This window comes from Cryobacterium sp. TMS1-20-1 (genome assembly GCF_004402355.1).
Taxonomy (GTDB): Bacteria; Actinomycetota; Actinomycetes; order Actinomycetales; family Microbacteriaceae; genus Cryobacterium; species Cryobacterium levicorallinum.
Map to the genome: position 1 here is coordinate 146,937 of NZ_SOGF01000018.1, position 17,627 is coordinate 164,563.

At 65.7% G+C, this 17,627-nt stretch carries 16 protein-coding genes; 6 read left to right on the plus strand and 10 right to left on the minus strand.

Annotated features, from left to right (window positions below):
* Window positions 1-3: 3 nt before the first annotated feature.
* Window positions 4-1,410: an MFS transporter gene (locus tag E3O45_RS03210; RefSeq protein WP_134441657.1), complete on the minus strand. Its 1,407-nt coding sequence runs from the start codon at window positions 1,408-1,410 to the stop codon at window positions 4-6.
* Window positions 1,411-1,644: 234 nt separating this feature from the next.
* Here E3O45_RS03210 and E3O45_RS03215 point away from each other — a divergent pair, with 234 nt between their 5' ends.
* Window positions 1,645-2,442 (plus strand): RNase H family protein, encoded by a 798-nt coding sequence (locus E3O45_RS03215; protein ID WP_134441658.1) that lies wholly within the window; start codon window positions 1,645-1,647, stop codon window positions 2,440-2,442.
* Between the two features lie 18 nt (window positions 2,443-2,460).
* Window positions 2,461-2,847, plus strand: a complete 387-nt coding sequence (locus tag E3O45_RS03220) for a TraR/DksA family transcriptional regulator (protein WP_134441660.1) — start codon at window positions 2,461-2,463, stop codon at window positions 2,845-2,847.
* Between the two features lie 50 nt (window positions 2,848-2,897).
* Here the strand turns inward: E3O45_RS03220 and E3O45_RS03225 are convergent, their stop codons facing one another.
* Both E3O45_RS03225 and E3O45_RS03230 read right to left on the minus strand, forming a co-directional pair.
* Entirely contained in the window at window positions 2,898-4,157 is a 1,260-nt protein-coding gene (locus tag E3O45_RS03225) for an exonuclease domain-containing protein (RefSeq protein WP_134441662.1), read from the minus strand.
* A 291-nt stretch (window positions 4,158-4,448) separates the two neighbouring features.
* Window positions 4,449-5,921, minus strand: coding sequence for a sugar porter family MFS transporter (locus E3O45_RS03230; RefSeq protein ID WP_134441664.1), 1,473 nt, complete (start codon window positions 5,919-5,921; stop codon window positions 4,449-4,451).
* Between the two features lie 253 nt (window positions 5,922-6,174).
* Here E3O45_RS03230 and E3O45_RS03235 point away from each other — a divergent pair, with 253 nt between their 5' ends.
* A complete protein-coding gene (locus tag E3O45_RS03235) occupies window positions 6,175-7,176 on the plus strand; it encodes an isopenicillin N synthase family oxygenase (RefSeq protein WP_134441666.1) in 1,002 nt (333 codons plus the stop codon).
* Between the two features lie 446 nt (window positions 7,177-7,622).
* Here the strand turns inward: E3O45_RS03235 and E3O45_RS03240 are convergent, their stop codons facing one another.
* The 4 genes from E3O45_RS03240 to E3O45_RS03255 form a co-directional block, all read right to left on the minus strand.
* Window positions 7,623-8,741 carry a pyridoxal-phosphate dependent enzyme gene (locus E3O45_RS03240; protein WP_134441667.1) on the minus strand — a complete coding sequence of 373 codons (1,119 nt, stop codon included), beginning with the start codon at window positions 8,739-8,741 and terminating at the stop codon, window positions 7,623-7,625.
* 426 nt (window positions 8,742-9,167) lie between these two features.
* Window positions 9,168-10,352: an acyl-CoA dehydrogenase family protein gene (locus E3O45_RS03245; protein WP_134441669.1), complete on the minus strand. Its 1,185-nt coding sequence runs from the start codon at window positions 10,350-10,352 to the stop codon at window positions 9,168-9,170.
* Between the two features lie 13 nt (window positions 10,353-10,365).
* Entirely contained in the window at window positions 10,366-11,625 is a 1,260-nt protein-coding gene (locus E3O45_RS03250; protein WP_134441671.1) for a beta-ketoacyl synthase, read from the minus strand.
* Window positions 11,622-13,130: a class I adenylate-forming enzyme family protein gene (locus E3O45_RS03255; RefSeq protein WP_134441673.1), complete on the minus strand. Its 1,509-nt coding sequence runs from the start codon at window positions 13,128-13,130 to the stop codon at window positions 11,622-11,624. The genes E3O45_RS03250 and E3O45_RS03255 overlap by 4 nt, the downstream gene beginning before the upstream one ends.
* 271 nt (window positions 13,131-13,401) lie before the next feature.
* Here E3O45_RS03255 and E3O45_RS17415 point away from each other — a divergent pair, with 271 nt between their 5' ends.
* The 3 genes from E3O45_RS17415 (at window position 13,402) to E3O45_RS03265 (ending at window position 14,881) form a co-directional block, all read left to right on the plus strand.
* Window positions 13,402-13,572: a hypothetical protein gene (locus tag E3O45_RS17415; protein ID WP_166789384.1), complete on the plus strand. Its 171-nt coding sequence runs from the start codon at window positions 13,402-13,404 to the stop codon at window positions 13,570-13,572.
* Between the two features lie 118 nt (window positions 13,573-13,690).
* A complete protein-coding gene (locus E3O45_RS03260; protein ID WP_134441675.1) occupies window positions 13,691-13,909 on the plus strand; it encodes a hypothetical protein in 219 nt (72 codons plus the stop codon).
* 57 nt (window positions 13,910-13,966) lie between these two features.
* On the plus strand, window positions 13,967-14,881 hold the full coding sequence (locus E3O45_RS03265) for an oxygenase MpaB family protein (protein ID WP_134441677.1): 915 nt from the start codon (window positions 13,967-13,969) through the stop codon (window positions 14,879-14,881).
* Window positions 14,882-15,104: 223 nt separating this feature from the next.
* Here E3O45_RS03265 and E3O45_RS03270 read toward each other — a convergent pair whose 3' ends face one another.
* The 3 genes from E3O45_RS03270 to E3O45_RS17420 form a co-directional block, all read right to left on the minus strand.
* Window positions 15,105-16,382 (minus strand): M18 family aminopeptidase, encoded by a 1,278-nt coding sequence (locus tag E3O45_RS03270; RefSeq protein WP_134441679.1) that lies wholly within the window; start codon window positions 16,380-16,382, stop codon window positions 15,105-15,107.
* A 48-nt stretch (window positions 16,383-16,430) separates the two neighbouring features.
* Window positions 16,431-17,168 (minus strand): hypothetical protein, encoded by a 738-nt coding sequence (locus tag E3O45_RS03275; protein ID WP_134441681.1) that lies wholly within the window; start codon window positions 17,166-17,168, stop codon window positions 16,431-16,433.
* Between the two features lie 144 nt (window positions 17,169-17,312).
* Window positions 17,313-17,465, minus strand: a complete 153-nt coding sequence (locus E3O45_RS17420; RefSeq protein WP_166789385.1) for a hypothetical protein — start codon at window positions 17,463-17,465, stop codon at window positions 17,313-17,315.
* Window positions 17,466-17,627 lie beyond the last annotated feature (162 nt).

Below are 17,627 nucleotides of genomic sequence, written 5' to 3' on the forward strand. Positions count from 1 at the left end.
GTCCTAGATCTTCTGGCCGGCGACGGAGGAACCGCGGCGGAGGTAGACGAACGCGGTGACGCACATCATCACAACATAGGCGATGGCGAAGGCGTAGATCGCGCTGGAATAGTCCCCGGTGGTGGTCTTGGAATGGCCGAGCACCTGCGGAATGATGAACCCGCCGTAGGCGCCGACCGCGGAGATGAGGCCGAGGGCCGCGGCCGTTTTACGCTGGGTGTTGACGTCGCCCGAGTTCTGGTGGGCGTCTTTCACACCGCTTCTGGCCGAGAACACGCTCGGAATCATGCGGTAGGTCGAGCCGTTGCCGATTCCGGTGGCGACGAAGATGAGCAGGAAACTGCCGAGGAAGGCCCAAAAGTTACCGAGCGGCAGCACCGCGACGACCACGAGAGCTCCGACGGCCATCACGCCGAAGGCGGCGACGGTGACGGATGCCCCGCCAAAGCGGTCGGCCAGGCGTCCGCCGGCCGGGCGGGCCAGCGAACCGACGAGAGCGCCGATGAAAGCGAGCGACAGGGAGGCGGATGCGACCTGGAAGGTGGAGTAGGCCGGAAACTGGTCGGCGATGAGCTTGGGGAAGACGCTCGCGAAACCGATGAAGGAGCCGAAGGTGCCGATATAGAGCACAGCGAGAATCCAGAAGTGCGGTTCCTTGACCGCGGCGATCGAACCGGCGAAGTCGGCCTTGGCGTTGGTGAGGTTGTCCATGTACTTCCAGGCGCCCCACATGGCGACGAGGATGAGCGGAATCCAGAACCAGCCGGCGAAGCTGATGTTCAGGGTGCCGACGGCGCCGAGGGTGATCACGATCGGCACGATGAGCTGGGCCATCCCGGCGCCGAGGTTGCCGCCTGCGGCATTGAGGCCGAGCGCGTAGCCCTTCTGGCTCTGCGGGTAGAAGTAGGTGATGTTCGACATCGAGCTGGCGAAATTGCCGCCACCGAAGCCGGCGAGCGCGGCGACGAACAGCATGACGCCGAACGGGGTGTCCGGGTTGCCGACGCAGAATCCGAGGGCGGTCGAGGGTATCAGCAGCAGGCCGGCCGAGATGATGGTCCAGTTGCGACCGCCGAACTTGGGCACCATGAACGTGTACGGAAAGCGCAGGGTCGCGCCGACGAGGCTCGGCATCGAGATGAGCCAGAACACCTCGGTGGTGGAGAAGGTGAAGCCGGCGGCCGGCAACGACACGACGACGATGCTCCACAGTTGCCAGACCACAAAGCCGAGGAACTCGGCAAAGATCGACCATTTGAGGTTGCGGACGGCGATGAGCTTGCCGCCCTGTTCCCACTGCTTCTTGTTCTCCGGGTTCCAATTGTCGATCCACCGGCCCGGACGGTGCACGAGCACGGCGGTGTCGGTATCGATCACGTTCGGTGCTGATTCAACGGTGCTGGATGTCATCGAAGTCCCCTCGGGATGAAGCGGCAGGCAGCCCGAGCGGCTGGCCATGACTTCGACGTTAGCCAGCGCGTGTTTCCGGCAACCGTGGCACCGGTTACCTTTCGATCACGAGATGATCACACCAGCTCGGGGGACGTGATGGGGCGCTGTTACATGACGGACACAATACGGGCAACGGATGACGAGGGTGGCAGACTTAGTCAACCTGCGCTCCGCTGTTTGAAAGGCCACCTAATGACGATCACCGCTGCCGCCGACGGTTCTGCCCTCGGAAACCCCGGACCAGCCGGTTGGGCCTGGTACGTCGACGACTCCTCCTGGGCGGCTGGCGGCTGGAAGCACGCGACCAACAACCAGGGTGAGCTCAAGGCCGTGCTCGAACTGTTTCGGGCGACCGCACACATCGACGACGATTTGCTCGTGCTCTGCGACAGCCAGTACGTGATCAACTCCGTCACCAAGTGGATGAAGGGCTGGAAAGCGAAGGGCTGGCGCAAGGGCGACGGCAAACCGGTCATGAATCTGGATTTGCTCAAGGAGATCGACGAGGCCATCGCCGGGCGTCGCTACCGGTTCGAGTGGGTCAAGGGGCACGTCGGGCATCCGCTCAACGAGGCCGCCGACGAGCGTGCGCGCGGGGCGGCCGAGGCGTTTCAGCGCGGCCGTCCGGCACCGGCCGGGCCGGGTTTTCGCGCGGGCGGAGCGGCGGCCGAGCCTGGTGTTAGCGGAGGGCGCGCTGCGACGGCTGCGGCATCCGTCGGTCAGCGCTCGCCGACGTTGACCGCGGACCGGGTGACGGAGCAGGCTTCGGCCTACGCACACGATGAGCTGTTCTCTTTCGACGATCTCGGTCACGACATCGGCGAGGATTTTCGCGACCTGACCGACCCACACGGCACGGGCGCGGTGCGCAGCGCGGGCGAGTTGCACCGGGTGACCCTGTCGCTCAGCGCCGAGGAGCACCGGCGCCTGGTGCAGCGGGCCGCTGCCCGCAACGTGACCGTCGAGGAGTACCTACGCGGTCTGATCTAGGGCGTGAGACCATGGAACATGATCGTTTCACCCTTTAATCCCACGCAATTGCACGTTTTCGAGACCGCACTCGGCGAACGCCGCCTCGAACTGACCGAGAAGTCCCAGCGTCTCGCCGACACCTTCGCCGGCGTGCAAAGCTCCCGTAGCGACGGCTCGGCCGATGGCGCCCACGACGCTGAGGCTTCCTCGCTGCGCACCGAATGGTCACGCATGTCGGGATTTCAGGGCGAGGCCGTCGAAGAGCTCGCGGCCATCGACCGGGCCCTGCAGCGCATCGTCGATGGCAGCTACGGCCGGTGCGTGCGCGGCGGCGAGATTATCCCCGAGGGCCGGCTGCAGATCAAGCCCGCCGCCGACCTCTGCATCGCCTGCGCCGAGACGGCCGCGCCGCGACGACGCTAGCTGCACCCACTTTCACGCTACGCGGGAGTTGTGCAGCAGCAGATGCCGCGTCAACGCACGCCGATCAGCGAGCGCAGCCCGAACTCGGAGACGATCGGGATACCGTAGTCGCGGGCCTTGCCGGTCTTTCCGGTGAACGACTCCGGGTTGGCGGCGACCAACAGCCGGGTGCGCATCGTGACCGCCGTGCCCAGAGACAGTCCGCGGGCAACCAATTCTTTGCCCCAGTCGGCGCGGGCGCGGGCCATGTCACCGGTCAACACGACGATATCGCCGCGTTCCAGCAGTACTTCGTCGATGGAGGTAACCGTTTGACGCGGCGCCAAGGCGGGCGTAGCCAGCGCGGTCGCGACGACCTCAGGGGCAACATCGAGCATGCGGGCGACGGCGATCAGCTCGGCCGAATCGGCAATGCTCAGCGCGCCGCTCGACCACGCGACGCGCACGAGGTCTTCGAAGTAGCCGCGGTGCAGGGCGGTGCAGTCGGTCGGGCTGATCCCGCTGACTTCCGCCTGTATGCGCAACTCACGCGTGTCACGAGGCAGAAGCACGCGATCGAGCAGACACAGATCGAGCAGGGCGAGATAGTCGAGGTGCTCCTCCGGGCCGGTGTAGTCGGGCAGCTTCACAGTCACCCGGGCGAGAAAACTCGGCGTCGCCAAGGCAACCGTGGGTGTCGGGTCGCGGTGCACCCAGGCCGGCGCAGTGCCGACCGGCGCAGTGCCCGTGGTTACGCGCGGGAGGGCCGGCCAGACATTCAGCTCGGCCCGGTCGAGCGCGTCGGTCCACGGGGCAGCGCTCGGCGAACCGTGCAAATAGGCCGCCAGCAGGCTCGCACCGGCGACGGCCTGCACGAGTGCTCCAGGGCCGGGCTCGATCTCAATGTCGTACGCCGCGCAGCAATCCACCAGCAGTCGTCCGGCACCCGGCAGGTAGCTGCGGGCCAGTTGCATGGTGCAGACAACTTCGAGTCCGCGACTGGGGGCGTAGCCGATCTGGTCGAACTCGCTCATCAGAAAGCCGGTGACGAACTGGGCATTGTGGGTGACCAGCACGCGTCCGCTGAGCAGATCGACCAGGCGCGGAGCGATCTGGGCAAACGTCGGTGCGCGCAGCAGCTCGGCCGTGCTGACGCCATGGTTCGTCGCGCCCCCCACGTTGCTTTCCGGGTTGACGACAGTCTCCCACCGCGCAGTAATGTGACCACCCTCGTCGAGGTGCACCACGGCGACCTCGACGACCCGGTCCCGTTGGTACGGGAACAGTCCAGTGGTTTTCAAACTTATAACGGCGTATCCACGTTCGGGCATGGTCACACTCCACAATCTTGTGTTGTGAAGTTATCGACAAACCGCCGGCTGTGCGACTTCCCCTTCGGGGGCTTGACGCGTCGCCTGAACTACTGATTTATGCGCAGTAGGTCTCGTCGTGTGGCCAAAAACTGCTCAGGCGTTGGGTCTAACCCAGTACGGCCTAGGCTGAACCCTGCAGGCGCGAGCGGACGCTGCTCACGCGTCCGGCAGGCCAGGCGTGCGAGCAGCTTTCGGGCGCGCAATCACAAATTTGCAGCCACGACAGCGGGCTGGGCGACGGCGCCCGGGCTAGCGTGCCGGGGCGGCGGCCGCCTTCTTCGCCGAGTTCTTCGGCGGCAGCAGGGTATCGGCCTCTTCGAGGGACATGCCGTTCGTCTCGGGGACCTTGCGCAGCACGAACCAGAACGACAACCCGGCGAACAGGGCGTAGAGGCCGTAGGTGATCGGCAGTGAGGCATCCGCCATCGGGGGGAAGCTGACTGTGATCAGGAAGTTCGCCATCCACTGGGCCGCCGCGGCGAGCCCGAGTGCCTTGGCCCGAATCGAGTTCGGGAACATCTCCCCGAGCAACACCCAGACCACGGGACCCCAGGACGCGCCGAACGAGATCACGAACAGGTTGGCCGCAACGAGCGCGATCGGCGCCCACGCCCCCGGCAGGCTCAGCTCGCCACCCACCGTCACCGACTGGCTGAACGCGATAGCCATGGTGGCGAGCGACACCGTCATGCCGATGGAACCGGTGAGCAGAATCGGTCGCCGTCCGATCCGGTCGACCAGGGCGATCGCGACCAGGGTGACCAGGATGTTGGTCACCGAGGTGATCACCGAAATGGTCAGCGAGTTGGATTCTTCGAACCCGACGGCCTCCCAGAGGGTGGTCGAATAGTAGAAAATCACGTTGATGCCGACGAACTGCTGGAACACCGACAGTATGATGCCGACCCAGACGATCGGCTTCAGCCCGAAGGTACTCCCCCGCAACGAGCCCGATTTCTGGGATCGTGCGTCGACCTCGATCGACCGTCGCATGTCGCGAATCTCTCGATCGACGTCGCCGCTCGGCCAGAGCCGGGTGAAGACGGCGCGGGCATCCGCTTCTTTATCTTTCAGAATGAGAAAACGCGGGGATTCCGGCAGGATGAACGCGATTCCGCCGTAGACGATGGCCGGAACCGCGCCGGCCAGGAACATCCAGCGCCAGGCTTCGAGGCCGAACCAGAACTCGCTGCCGGCGCCGCCGGCGCTCTCGGCGAACAGGGCATCGGAGAGCAGAGCGGTGAAGATTCCGAGGGTGATCGCGAGCTGCTGCAGCGAGCCGAGGCGCCCACGCATCTGACGCGGTGAGATCTCGGCGATATAGGCCGGTGCGACAACGGATGCGAGACCAATACCGAGTCCGCCGACCACCCGCCAGATGATCAGGTCGACGACGCCGAAGGCGAAGCCGGAGCCGATCGAGCTGACCAGGAACACCACGCCGCCGACCACCATCATGGGGATGCGGCCGTAACGGTCGGCGAAGCGCCCGCCGAAGAACGCTCCGGCCGCGGCGCCGAGCAGCGCGCAGGCCACGGCGAACCCGGTCAGGGTGGCGTTCAGCCCGAATTCCTGCTGGACCGCGTTGACGGCCCCGTTGATGACCGAGGAGTCGAAGCCGAACAGAAACCCGCCGAGGGCACCGGCGATGGCCAGCGCGATGACCTTTCGGTTCGTGCTCGGAATGCCGCGGTCGGTCGTGGATGTCGTGCTGTCGGTCAAGTGCCGCCCCCTGAGTCAGGTGACCCGCGCTGTACGCGCGCGTCTGGTGCATCGATTGTGCAACCTGACCAGCCTACTTCGGGTGCCACTCGTTTCTGAAGTCCTGCCCTCAGCCTCCGCCGATGTCCGCGTCCCGCTGAGTGGTGCTATACCCCGCACATCCAAGCGAATGTCAGCCGACACTTATAACCCTGTCTCAGGCTCGGAGGCGTCACGATTCGCGGCGTGGCCTGCTCGGTGCCAGACTTAGACCATGGTGTTCTCACTGCCGATCCTCGATTTCTCTCAACTCGACGCTGGCGAAGCCGAAGCTGCGGTATTCCGCGCCGAACTCCTGCGCGTCACCCACGAGGTCGGGTTCTTCTACCTGACCGGCCACGGTGTCGACCCGCAGCTGACGAAAGAGCTCCTCGCCGTCTCCCGCAAATTCTTTGATCTGCCGGCCGACCAGAAACTCAAGCTGGAAAACATCCACAGTCCCCAGTTTCGCGGTTATACCCGCGTTGGCGGGGAGCTCACCGCCAACGCCGTTGACTGGCGTGAGCAAATCGATATCGGAGTAGACCGCGAGCCCGTGCCCCTCGCCGTCGGAACTCCAGACTATTGGCGCCTCGAGGGCCCGAACCTCTGGCCGGAGTCCTTGCCCGAGCTGAAGACCGTCGCCCTGCGCTGGAATGAGGAGCTGAGCCGCATCGCGCTTCGCCTGCTGCGCGCCTGGGCACTCGCCCTCGGCAGCCCCGAGAGCGTCTTTGACGCCGCTTTCGCCGAGAACCCGTTTCTCTTGACCAAGATCGTGCGCTATCCCGGCCAACCGGTACGTGCCCAGGGCGTGGGCGAGCACCGCGACGGTGGAGTTCTCACACTGCTGCTCGTCGAACCAGACAAAGACGGCCTGCAAGTCGAGCACGATGGCGAGTGGATCGACGCTCCCCCGCTCGACGGCGCCTTCGTCGTGAACATCGGCGAAATGCTCGAACTGGCAACGGATGGCTACCTCAAGGCGACCCTGCACCGCGTTTTCTCCCCTGAAGACGGGTCCGACCGCATCTCCGTGCCGTTCTTCTTCAACCCTTCACTCGACACCGTAATGCCGCGACTGCAGCTCGACGAGAGTCTGACTCGCGAGGCCCGCGGGCTCTCTGCCGACCCGACCAACAGCCCCATTCTCGAGACGACCTACGGTGACAACGCCCTGCGCTACCGCTTACGCGCCCACCCCAACGTGGCTGCGGCCCACCACGCCGATCTGATCTAACCCCAGATAACAGATGCTGCCCGGACCGAGACAACCGTCATACGCGTTACCTAAACCGTCTACTCGATGATGACCTCCTTCCGGGCCTGAATAGCATTAGAGCACTAAATCCCAAAGTGAGCTGCTGCGGATATCTCGGACAGTGGGCCCTCTTAAAATGAGGGTCTACTGAAAGTAGAGATCAGCATTACCGCAGCACGTAGGCGTTTCACCCAGGAGTTCAAAGACGATCGGAAAGTCCCGCTGTTCTGGGCCGTGACCCTGCACAAACCAAGCCAGGGCCGTTTCGACGCGCGGATGGCTCGGACACTCGGCTCGGTCCACGGCTGGGTGCCGACCATCACCGTCACCAGCTGCATCGTAGTCGCCGTCGTCGCGCAGCTTCGACTGGACGTGCTGAGCCACCTGTGACGGGCATCCGGCTGGCCTGACGCGGATCCCTCGGCTCAGATCGGATTTGCCGAGCGGCTTTCTGTACTCAGCAGCACGACCACGGCATCGGAAGTCAGCGACGCTGCGGTGCGTCTGCCCGGATCGCCTGCGATTGCGCGCATCGCAGCCAGGGACGACGCGCCGCACGGGCCGGCGTCCACCCCGAGCTGCTCGAGATCGTGCACAGCGCGCCGCGTGTCGTCCTCCGAGACGGTGACTGCGGCATCCAGGCCGTCGATCAAATATGGCCAGGAGTTGCTCGACGGCGTGCCGCAGTTGAGGCCGGCCATGATCGTGTATGAGGTCGGCACTGAGGTGAGCGTACCGGCTTGCAGCGAGACGATGACGGATGGTGCGTTCTCGGGTTCGACGCTCAGCAGTGTCGGAACCGCGGCGACTCCATCCGGTCGCGAGCGATAGTGGCGGATGGCCGCCTCAGCCAGGGACCCGACACCGACGGGAACCGCCACCAGGTCGGCGAGAAGCCCCAATTCCCCCAGCTGCGCGTCAGCCTCACTGAAGATGGTCGAGTAGCCGTCGACGATAAGCTGCGGTACCTGCTCATAGCCGGGCCAGGCGGTGTCCTGGATGTGGAGTGCACTCTCCCCCGCCGACTCGACATAGGCGCGGGCGGCAGCCACCACGCCGTCGTACGGTGCGTCCACCCCAACTACCCCCGCACCCTCCGATTCGATCGCCGCCCAGGGGAGCTTCGACAGGTAGTTCGAGACGAAGATGCGCGCGGGCAGGCCGAGCAGCCGCGCCATATGGGCGACCGCGCGTCCGTGGTTGCCGTCGGTCGCGGCGACCAGGGTGAACGGTGCCTGCGCGGTCAGCCGGTCGCGCAACTCGTCCAGCGGAAGCGCCGCATCCGGCGACCCTACCCGAGCCGACAGCACACGGGACACCGCGTACGACGCGCCCATCATCTTGAACGCCGGCAGGCCGAATCGGAACGATTCGTCTTTCACGAACGCACGGCCGACCCTCAACTCGTCGGCCAGGGCGGAAACCTCCGTGAGCGGGCTCGGCCGGTAGTCGGGCAGGCTGCGGTGGAATTGCAGGATCGAGTCGTCCACAGCATCCGTTCGCCACCGTCTGGCGGCCGGGTTGGAGTAGAAATTGTCAGTCATGCTACCTCTACTTTTCCTAAAGAGTTCGTTCCGCAATAGTCGATGATGACGCCGTGGAGCACGCGGGTGACGGTCTCCAGAGACTTGCGCTCGTATGGTGAATTGAGACAGAGATAAGAAGAATCTGTTTCATGACTAATCGTCTAAAATTCACCCCTTCCAGTTCCAGTCCGAGTTGAGCAGACTTCTACGTTTGCTGTTGGTGTCCCCGGAGGTCGGCAATGAAATTCACGTTCTCCCGTGGGTTGGCTGCAGAAGAGTCGCGGCCATCGTGATGATCGTGATTTTCCCGGCCCTATTCGTGCCGAGAATGCCACGATCTCGTCCGGTTTGATCTGCCGGGGGAGATTGCACCCCGCCTCAATCGAGTTGGCAGGACAATGGAATGACCAGCGAACAGGGATCAGCTTTGGCGGACGAAGCCCGTCACGCAACGGTGGGCTCGTCGAGTAATGCGGCCGCGTACATCGGTCGGGCGGCGTCGGCACTCGGCGGATGGAACAGCCCGGCCGTAGCATCCCGGAACAGGCGGTTAAGCTCGGAGCTGTTGTTGAATCCGCTGCCACTTGCGCACATTAGCGCGGTCTCGGTCGCGTGCCGGGCCACGTTGGATGCGTTGATGCGCGCGCTGACCAGACGCAGCGGCCAGCCTGCGCCGTGGTCGATGAGGTCGTCGAAGTCGCGAGTGTGGGCATCCAACTGCGCGGGCACGGCCATGTACGCCATGAGGGCGTCGGCCAGGCGTGCCCGGAACTCCGGAACCTGGGCGTAGGTAGTGCCGTTCTTGGCCGACTTCCGGCTTTTCAGCCCCGCGGCGCCCAGATCCAGCGCACGGCGCGCGACACCCGTGTACACAGCCCCGATCAGCAGTTGAAAGTTACTCGTGATCGCGAACGTCAACAGATCGGGGTATCGCCCCGTCGGAATTCTGCGAGCGACCTTCTCCGGCCGCATCCGCACGTTCTTCAGGATCGTCGCACGGCTCTGCGACGCGCGCATACCGAGCACGTCCCACTGGTCCGACACGCTGATACCCTCCGCGCTCCGCTCGATGAACCCGTACACGAGCCTCGGGTTGTCGGCATCGGTGCTGTCCAGCCCGTGGGTGATCAGGCGCGTCCATACCGGCGACAGTGAGGTGAAAACCTTCACCCCGGTCAGCAGATAACCGCCGTCCTCTTGCGGCTGAGCAACGGTGTTCGACCCCTGCAGTACCCAGTCGTTGGCTGGCTCGCTCACCCCGAACGCGAAGATCTCACCGGCCATCGCCTCGTCGAACACGTACGTCAGCGACCGGTCGCCGCGCTCGAACATCGCACGTACTACCCCGACGCACATCAGGTGCATGTTTACGGCGAGGGCCGTCGCGGGCGCTGCCGTGGCCAGACGCTGCTGCAGCCGAGATACTTCGTTGAGGCTCAGACCCGCGCCGCCGAACTCCTCCGGCACAAACAGGGTGAGATAGCCTTGCGCTGTGAGCTCGGCGAGGTCCTCATCGAAGAAGCGGTTTTCCCGATCGTAGATCTCGGCCCGCGCGCGGAAACGGCCCAACAGGTCGTCGGGCAGGTACGTCGAGGCCAGCTCTGCGTGTCGGGTTTCCCGATCTGACATGTCTGCTCCTTCGTCATGCATTGGCGCGTCTGATCAGTACAGCGCCGTTGTGGCCGCCGAACCCGAACGAGTTCGACAGCACCGTGTCAACACGCTGTCGGCGGGCCTTGCCGGCCACGATATCCCAGCCCGCGAACTCGAGGTCGTCGAGGTTGCGAGTGGGCGGCAGTGTCTCGTCACGCAACGACTGCACGGCGATGATTGCCTCCACCACCCCGGACGCGCCGAGGAGGTGGCCTGTGCTGGACTTGGTTGCGCTGATCGGGATGCTGCGAGCTCGATCACCGAGCGCGGCATCCATCGCGTTCAGTTCGGCGGCATCACCGGTCGGTGTTCCGGTGCCGTGTGCGTTGATGTGGTCGACGGCATCTGGCGTGACGCCGGCGTCGGCAAGGCAGACTCGCACAGCTTGCGCCGCTCCTCGACCTTGTGGATGCGGTGCGGTCGGGTGGTACGCATCGCTGGCCGCCCCGAAACCGGCCAGCTGGGCTAACACGGTAGCCCGGCGGGTGCGCGCGCCCTCCTCGGACTCGAGAAGGATGGCAGCGGCCCCGGCCGACATTACGAAGCCGGAGCGTGCCCGATCGAAGGGGCGGGATGCGGCGGCGGGATCATGCTCGTACCCAGCTGCCAGGGCGCGTATGTTCGCGTTCGATGCGAGATTTACCGGGTTCAGGCAGTCCTCGACACCGACGACGAGGACTGCGTCGGCGTAGCCGTGGCGGATGCGACGCAGCGCCTCCCCGAGACCGATCGCGCCGCTCGCGCACGTCGCCGATACGCTCTGTGCCGGCCCGAATGCCTGGTAGCGCTGGCTGAGTAGGGCCGCCGCTGCGTCGGGTACACCGTAGATCGCGAGGGTCAGTGGCACTGCTCGGGGGCCGCGCTCGTCGAGGGCGCGGGTGGCGTGCTGCATGGCGTTGACCGGTCCGGAGCCCGTGGCGGCGATCACCGCGAATCGGTGCGGGTCCCACGGCATCTCGCCGGTTCCGGGCGTCCAGCCTGCCTGCGCCAGCGCCTGGTCAGCGGCCGCGACGGCCCAGTGTTGGCTGCGGCTCAGCCGACGGGCAAGGCTCGGTGCGAGGACGCTGGATACCTCGAACCCGTGCACTTGTCCGCCGATGCGCACGGCCAGGTCGGCGAATTCGGGATCGTCAAGTGTCGTAATGGCGCTGCGGCCGTGGCGGACGGCATCCCACATCGTCGGCACATCCAAGCCGCTCGGGGTGATCGCCCCGAGCCCGGTGATGACCACGCGGCGCCGATCGCTCACAGCCGCACGGCCTCTCCCCGCGCGACGAGCTGCGCGGTGGCGGCGCGGCGAATCTTTCCGCCGATTGTGCGCGGCAGCCGCTCGACCCAGTACCAACGGCGTGGGACGAATTGCGGGGCCAGGTTGTGCCGCGCGTGCGTGAGTAGCTGGCCCTTGTTTGGTGTTTCACCCTCGATGACGAGGGCGATGACAGTGCCCAGCCGTTCATGAGGAAGCGCCACGGCGCAAATCGCGCCCAGGCGCGGTATCCCCTCGAATGCGCGTTCCACCTCCGGTAACGCCACCTTGTGTCCGCCGGTGACGGCGATGTCTCCGGCGCGGCCCACCAGAACCAACGCACCGTCGACCAGCCGGCCGTGGTCATGTACGGTTGACCAGCCGTCGGAGCCCTTCAGCACGGCATTTGTCGTACCGGCGATGTAACCGTCGGAGCAAGCGGCGGCCCGGATCCACAGCGTGCCGGGCTCGCCGTCGGGCAGCTCGGCGCCATCCTTGTCGCGAATACTCGCCTTCACACCATCGTAGATGTTGATAGTTGTGCCGTCACCGTCACGGCTGTCACCGATGAACCCGATCTCAGCTGCACCGTAATAACTGATCAGCCGTACATCGGGCAGCACGTCGGCCAAACCCGCACGAAGAACGGCGGGTAGATTCGCGCCGCCAGTGACGATCAGTTCGAGCGTGGTGAAGCGGGCGGGGTCACGACGGGCGGCATTCACCAGTGCCTGCACGACGGCAGGGACCGTAACGACGCGGGTGATCTTCTCGTAGAGGATGCGCGCGGCCATTTCCAGCGGATTGAACACGTCCGCCATGTGCGCGGTGCCTCCGGAGGCGAGGCACTCGATCAGCGCGTAGAGGGTGAGGCTGTACGACACTGGGCCGGGCGCGAGCGTTGCGACGCCGGGCCGTGGTTCCAGGTGCGCACTGGAGATCGCGAAGTTCTCGCGGTACTGGTGCCGCGTCTTCAGGAATGCCTTGGGGTTGCTCGTCGTGCCCGAAGAGAACAAGAGGAGGAAAGGCTCGTTGCCGTGCCGCACCGTCGGTGCTGCCGCCGCCGTGGCAGATGCCTCGCGCTGCATGAAGTCGGCCAGCGGCTGGATCGTACCGGTCCAGCCGCGCGCGGCGAGGGCATCCGCAAGGTCGGTAGCATCACTGATCACCACACCGATTCCCGTGGCAAGAATGACGCCGACCCTGTGCTCCAGCGGCCACCGTGGGTCGATAGTCGCCGACACAGCGCGGAACCCCGCGAGCCCCGCGATGATGCGTGCCGTATGGAACGCTGATGCGATGCTTACGGCCGTGATCGGGATGCCGCCGGTTTCAGCGGCGGGTACGGGCGGCGTGTGCTGCCTCCGGTGAAGCTCCTCCACGGCGGCGAACATGTACCGGGAATCCTCAACGAGTTGCGCATACGTGAGCCGAATATCAGCTGCAACGATCGCCAGCTGGTCCGGATACTGCTCGGCGACTTCCAGCACGGTCCGCGTAATCGGCACCCGCGACCTCCTTGCGCGACCACGCCCTGGATCGATGCGATTAGTCTAATCCCCACCTAATCCTCAATCGACCGGTCTGCGTGGGTTGTGACGGCGTGGTGACCCGAGCGTTCTGCTCTGATGGTCAGGCTCGATCCGGCTCAGCGCAGCTGATTAGAGCAGATCGTCACCGACCTGCTCCAGCGGGTCTGGACTTTCTAGTCCGAAGATTCCGGATGCCAAGACGGTTGATCGCCGCCGGCAGTACGACGACGCTCGTGGTGAAGACGGAGTGGCGTTCTGGTTCGCTGAACACCACCGGTCACACTGCCGCGCTGGGAACCCGTTCGGCGCCGTCCCCGGCCTGGCCACCTCACCCACCAGCAGGGCCGGATGCCACCGCCTCATCAAAGAATTCGGGGCGCGGATCATCACCGACGCGACCGACGCCGCCGAACTGTAGGAGCCAGGGTCGGCCAGCCTTCGGGCTGACCGGCGAGGGCCGTGTCGACACCCAGCCCGACGAAACGTGCACTGTTACCCGCTATGCCGACAGCAACGCCTAACCGAGGAGACTCATCATGACCATCACCCACATCACCCAGCTCCGCGCCCTCCGCATCGGCTTTCTCACGGAGCTTGAACCTACTTTCATTGCGACGGTTGACCTCGCTGCGGTGGCTAATGGCCAATCGTCGCCACCACCACCACCACCAAGGACGGATTCGACAGAGCCTGCAATCCATACCGCGACAGCACGACAAACTCAACGTAAAATCCGCAGAACTCGCGATACGTAACGCCAGCGCTGCCGCACTCGCGGCGAGCGTCCAGCAGGGCAGGGCTACCATCCGAAGATGGGCAAATTTTTGGACAGCTGGCGCTCGCACCTTCTGGTGACGCTGTCGGGCAACAGCGAAGGCCGGCCGAAATGGGTCGGCCAGATCGCGACGGGCGACGACGCCGGGTACTTCGGCCCGGGCAGCGCGGCCTGGGCGGTGCACGGCGGAATGGCGACCATGGTCGCCGGCATTCGGGCCCTGCTCATGCAGACGCTGCACCCGGGCGCGATGGCCGGGGTGCACGACTGGTCGCGCTATCACGAAGACCCGCTCGGCCGCCTGTCGGGAACGATTCAGTGGCTCGTCACCGTGACCTTCGCGGACACGGTGGTGGCTCAGCGCGAATCGGGCCGGGTGGCTCACTTTCACGAACGCGTCGCCGGAACCTACCTCGATGCGCGGGGCCAGGAACGGCCGTACACCGCGGGTGACCCCGAGCTTCTCTCGTGGGTGCACGTGGTCTTCACCGACGCCTTCCTGCAGGCCCACCTGCTTTGGGGCGACGCCATTCCCGGCGGTGCCGACGGCTACGTCAACGAATGGGCCACGGCCGGCGAGCTGATCGGCGTGCAAAATGCTCCACATTCGGCCAGTGAACTCGCCGCCCAGCTGGAGGCCTTTCGCAGCGCCGGAACCCTGAAAAGCGACGCCCGCGTGGCCGAGGCGGTGCGATTCATCCGCTACCCGCCGCTCAGCCGTGGCATGCTGCCCTTTTACCGCATCATGTTCGCCGGGGCCGTCGCCTCGATCCCCCGCGAGTATCGCGACATGCTCGGTCTGAAACGCTCCCGACTGCCCTCCCTCTGGGCCACCCGCCTCGTTCTGGGCGTCGTGCGCACCCTGCTCGGCCCTTCGTCGACCTCAGAGGATGCTGCCCGCGCACGTCTGGCGCGCATCACACGCTCCGACCAGCTCGCTCCCGAGACGTAGCCTCCGCGCGGGCCTCGATCGACTGTTACTCGGTAAGATCAGGCCCTGGCGCCGGAAGGCATTCCACAAACCGTGATCGAGCACTGCGGTAGTGACTTCATCGGCGTGCAGATCGACGTCGTCGGGGCGGGCGACAGCGGATACACCGTCGCCCCAGCCCTCGCCCTATCAGCACCCGCTCCTGACCCAGCCCTCGAATGGGTGCCGTCCGGACCGGGTCCGGTTACGCCTCGGGCACGAAGAACGCAGCCGTAGCCGCGCTGAGCGCTTGGGGATCGTTGACGTGGCAGAGTTCCCGCGCTGAGTGCATCGACAACAACGGCACGCCGACGTCGACGACGCGGATGCCGAGCCGGGTCGCGGTCAGTGGTCCGATGGTCGAACCGCAGGGAACCGTGTTGTTGGAGACGAATTCCTGGTACTCGACGCCCGCCTGGGCGCAGGTGCGCGCCCACAGGGCCGCGCCATGGGCATCCGTTGCGTAACGCTGGTTGGCATTGATTTTCAGTAGCGGGCCGCCGCCGAGAATGGGCACGTTCGCCGGGTCGTGGCGCTCGGGGTAGTTCGGGTGCACGGCATGTCCGGCGTCGGCGGAGAGGCACCAGGACTCGGCGTAGGCCTGCAACCGCTCCGAAACGGATGCGCCGAGACCGGCGCCGATCCGGGTGAGAATGTCATCGAGCAGCGGTCCGCTCGCGCCGGAGCGGGACTGCGAGCCGAGCTCTTCGTGGTCGAAGGCGGCCAGTACGCTGATCGGGCCGGTGGCGTGCTCGCTCGTCAGGATCAGGGCGCGCAGCCCGGCGTACACCGAGGTGAGGTTGTCGAGGCGCCCGCCGGCAAACAGCTCCTGGCCGAGACCGAACGTGGCCGGAGGGTTGGTGTCTGCGGTGAGAATGTCGTAACCGGCGACATCCGCTGCCCGAAGACCGGCCAGACTGGCCAGATGAGCCAGCAGGTCGGCCTCGGCGGCATCGCCGACGCCGAAGACCGGCGTGAGGTGGCGTTGCTTGTCGAGGGTCAGGCCGTTATTAACCTCGCGGTCGAGGTGCACCGCGAGCTGCGGGATACGCAGGAACGGTCCGGTGCGCACCAGATGCTCAACGCCATCGCGGGTGACCAGCCGGCCGGCGAGCTCGAGCTCGCGGTCGAGCCAGGAGTTCTGCAGGGGCCCGCCGTAGACCTCGACGCCGGCCTGCAGCCAGCCGTGTGCGCCGATCGTGGGTTTGGGCTTGAGCTTGAACCCCGGGGAGTCGGTGTGCGCGCCGAGGATGCGGAACGGCGTGGTGGGCCCGGCGTTGGCCGGCTGGGACCAGGCGATCACGGCTCCGTCACGCACGATGTAGCAACGCTCTGCAGCATCGATCCAGTTGTCTGACTCGCTCAGCCGGGTGAAACCGGCCGCGTCGAGGCGCCGGGCCACCTCGGCTGCGGCGTGGTACGACGACGGTGAGGCTTGCAGAAAAGCAGTGAAATCGGTGATGTAGTCGGGCGTTGCATCCATTCCTCCATCCAACCACTCAGGTCGGGCAGCGGATGCCGTGGGCGTGATCTACCCGGCGACCGGCGCCTCGGATTGCAGGGCCGCTCGGGCGAAAGCCGCGCCGCCAACGGTGACAGCGCTGCGGTCGCCGTGCCAGGCATCGGTCTGCTCGAACACGCTGAGCCGGTTGAGCAGGCGCCACTTGGTGTCGACGAGGTGCCAGACCGAGTCCGTCGTCGGTTCCTGACCGTCGGACTGCACCCAGCCGAGTGAGCCGAGCGCGCGCGCGAGGGTCACCAGATAGTCTTCGCGTCGGGTGAGGCCGCGGGTCGCGACGAACAGCAGCAGCAGTCGGGTGGCGTCGCTGACTGCGGGAGTGCGGCTGTGGTGGATGGTGCGGGCGAGGTGCCACCACAGTTCGCGCGGATTCCCGGCAAGGGCGCGACCCTTCTTGGTGAGCAGCAGCATCCCCTTGCTGATGCGCAGCAACCCGACATCGCGCAGGTGCCCGCGCAGCTCCTGCAGCGGGCTCAAGTGGACTTCGCGGTTGACGCTGATCGGCCAGCCCCAGTCGAGCGCGGCGGCTGCCTCCACGACGACGGCCGGCGGCAGGTGTCCGGCCTGAGTCAAACGGATGCCGTCGGTGCCGACCCGGTTCAAAATCCACTGCGCTTGCGCGACCATGCGTGCCATGGCTCGTTCCTGCAGCAGGATCGGGTCTTTGACCCGGGCCTGGCCGATGAGTCGGCGAAAACCGACGACCGCCTGTTCCGGCAGCCGCGTCTCGATCTCCTGAATCACGTTCACCCACCGAGCCTACTGAGCGATGTCGCTCAAAACTGACGGATGCCCCACGACACGCACGCTGGACCGGTGTTCGACAATCTATCGAACGGGTTCTGCGGCTGCTTGGTCAGCGAATCGTTGTCGTGCTGCCGGATCGACCGGCCCCTATCCGCCGTGGTGGGACTTGAACAGCAGCACAACGCCGAGCCCCAGCCACCACAGCATTCCCAGCGGGATCAGTGCCAGGGAGGCAACCCAAAGAAAACCGGGGAAGTCGATACCTGCTGCCGTCAGGAACGGGCCAGCCATGAGCATCACGAGCCGAAGGCCGGCGACTAATCCCAGGACGCATAACCAGATCGGAAGGGCGCGGGAGCGTGCCCCCGCCACACAGATACCCACCGACCAGGGTCTAGCGATGACAGAACAGCACGCGCACGGACGCCCGACCGGAATGGGCTTTCCCGGCGATTTTCAGTG

Excerpts from the sequence above, each read along its gene's own strand:
- E3O45_RS03210 (WP_134441657.1), bottom strand. The coding sequence starts at position 1,410 with ATGACATCCAGCACCGTTGAATCAGCACCGAACGTGATCGATACCGAC.
- E3O45_RS03260 (WP_134441675.1), top strand. The coding sequence starts at position 13,691 with ATGACCATCACCCACATCACCCAGCTCCGCGCCCTCCGCATCGGCTTT.
- E3O45_RS03235 (WP_134441666.1), top strand. The coding sequence starts at position 6,175 with ATGGTGTTCTCACTGCCGATCCTCGATTTCTCTCAACTCGACGCTGGC.
- E3O45_RS03225 (WP_134441662.1), bottom strand. The coding sequence starts at position 4,157 with ATGCCCGAACGTGGATACGCCGTTATAAGTTTGAAAACCACTGGACTG.
- E3O45_RS03245 (WP_134441669.1), bottom strand. The coding sequence starts at position 10,352 with ATGTCAGATCGGGAAACCCGACACGCAGAGCTGGCCTCGACGTACCTG.
- E3O45_RS03270 (WP_134441679.1), bottom strand. The coding sequence starts at position 16,382 with ATGGATGCAACGCCCGACTACATCACCGATTTCACTGCTTTTCTGCAA.
- E3O45_RS03265 (WP_134441677.1), top strand. The coding sequence starts at position 13,967 with ATGGGCAAATTTTTGGACAGCTGGCGCTCGCACCTTCTGGTGACGCTG.
- E3O45_RS03215 (WP_134441658.1), top strand. The coding sequence starts at position 1,645 with ATGACGATCACCGCTGCCGCCGACGGTTCTGCCCTCGGAAACCCCGGA.
- E3O45_RS03240 (WP_134441667.1), bottom strand. The coding sequence starts at position 8,741 with ATGACTGACAATTTCTACTCCAACCCGGCCGCCAGACGGTGGCGAACG.
- E3O45_RS03220 (WP_134441660.1), top strand. The coding sequence starts at position 2,461 with ATGATCGTTTCACCCTTTAATCCCACGCAATTGCACGTTTTCGAGACC.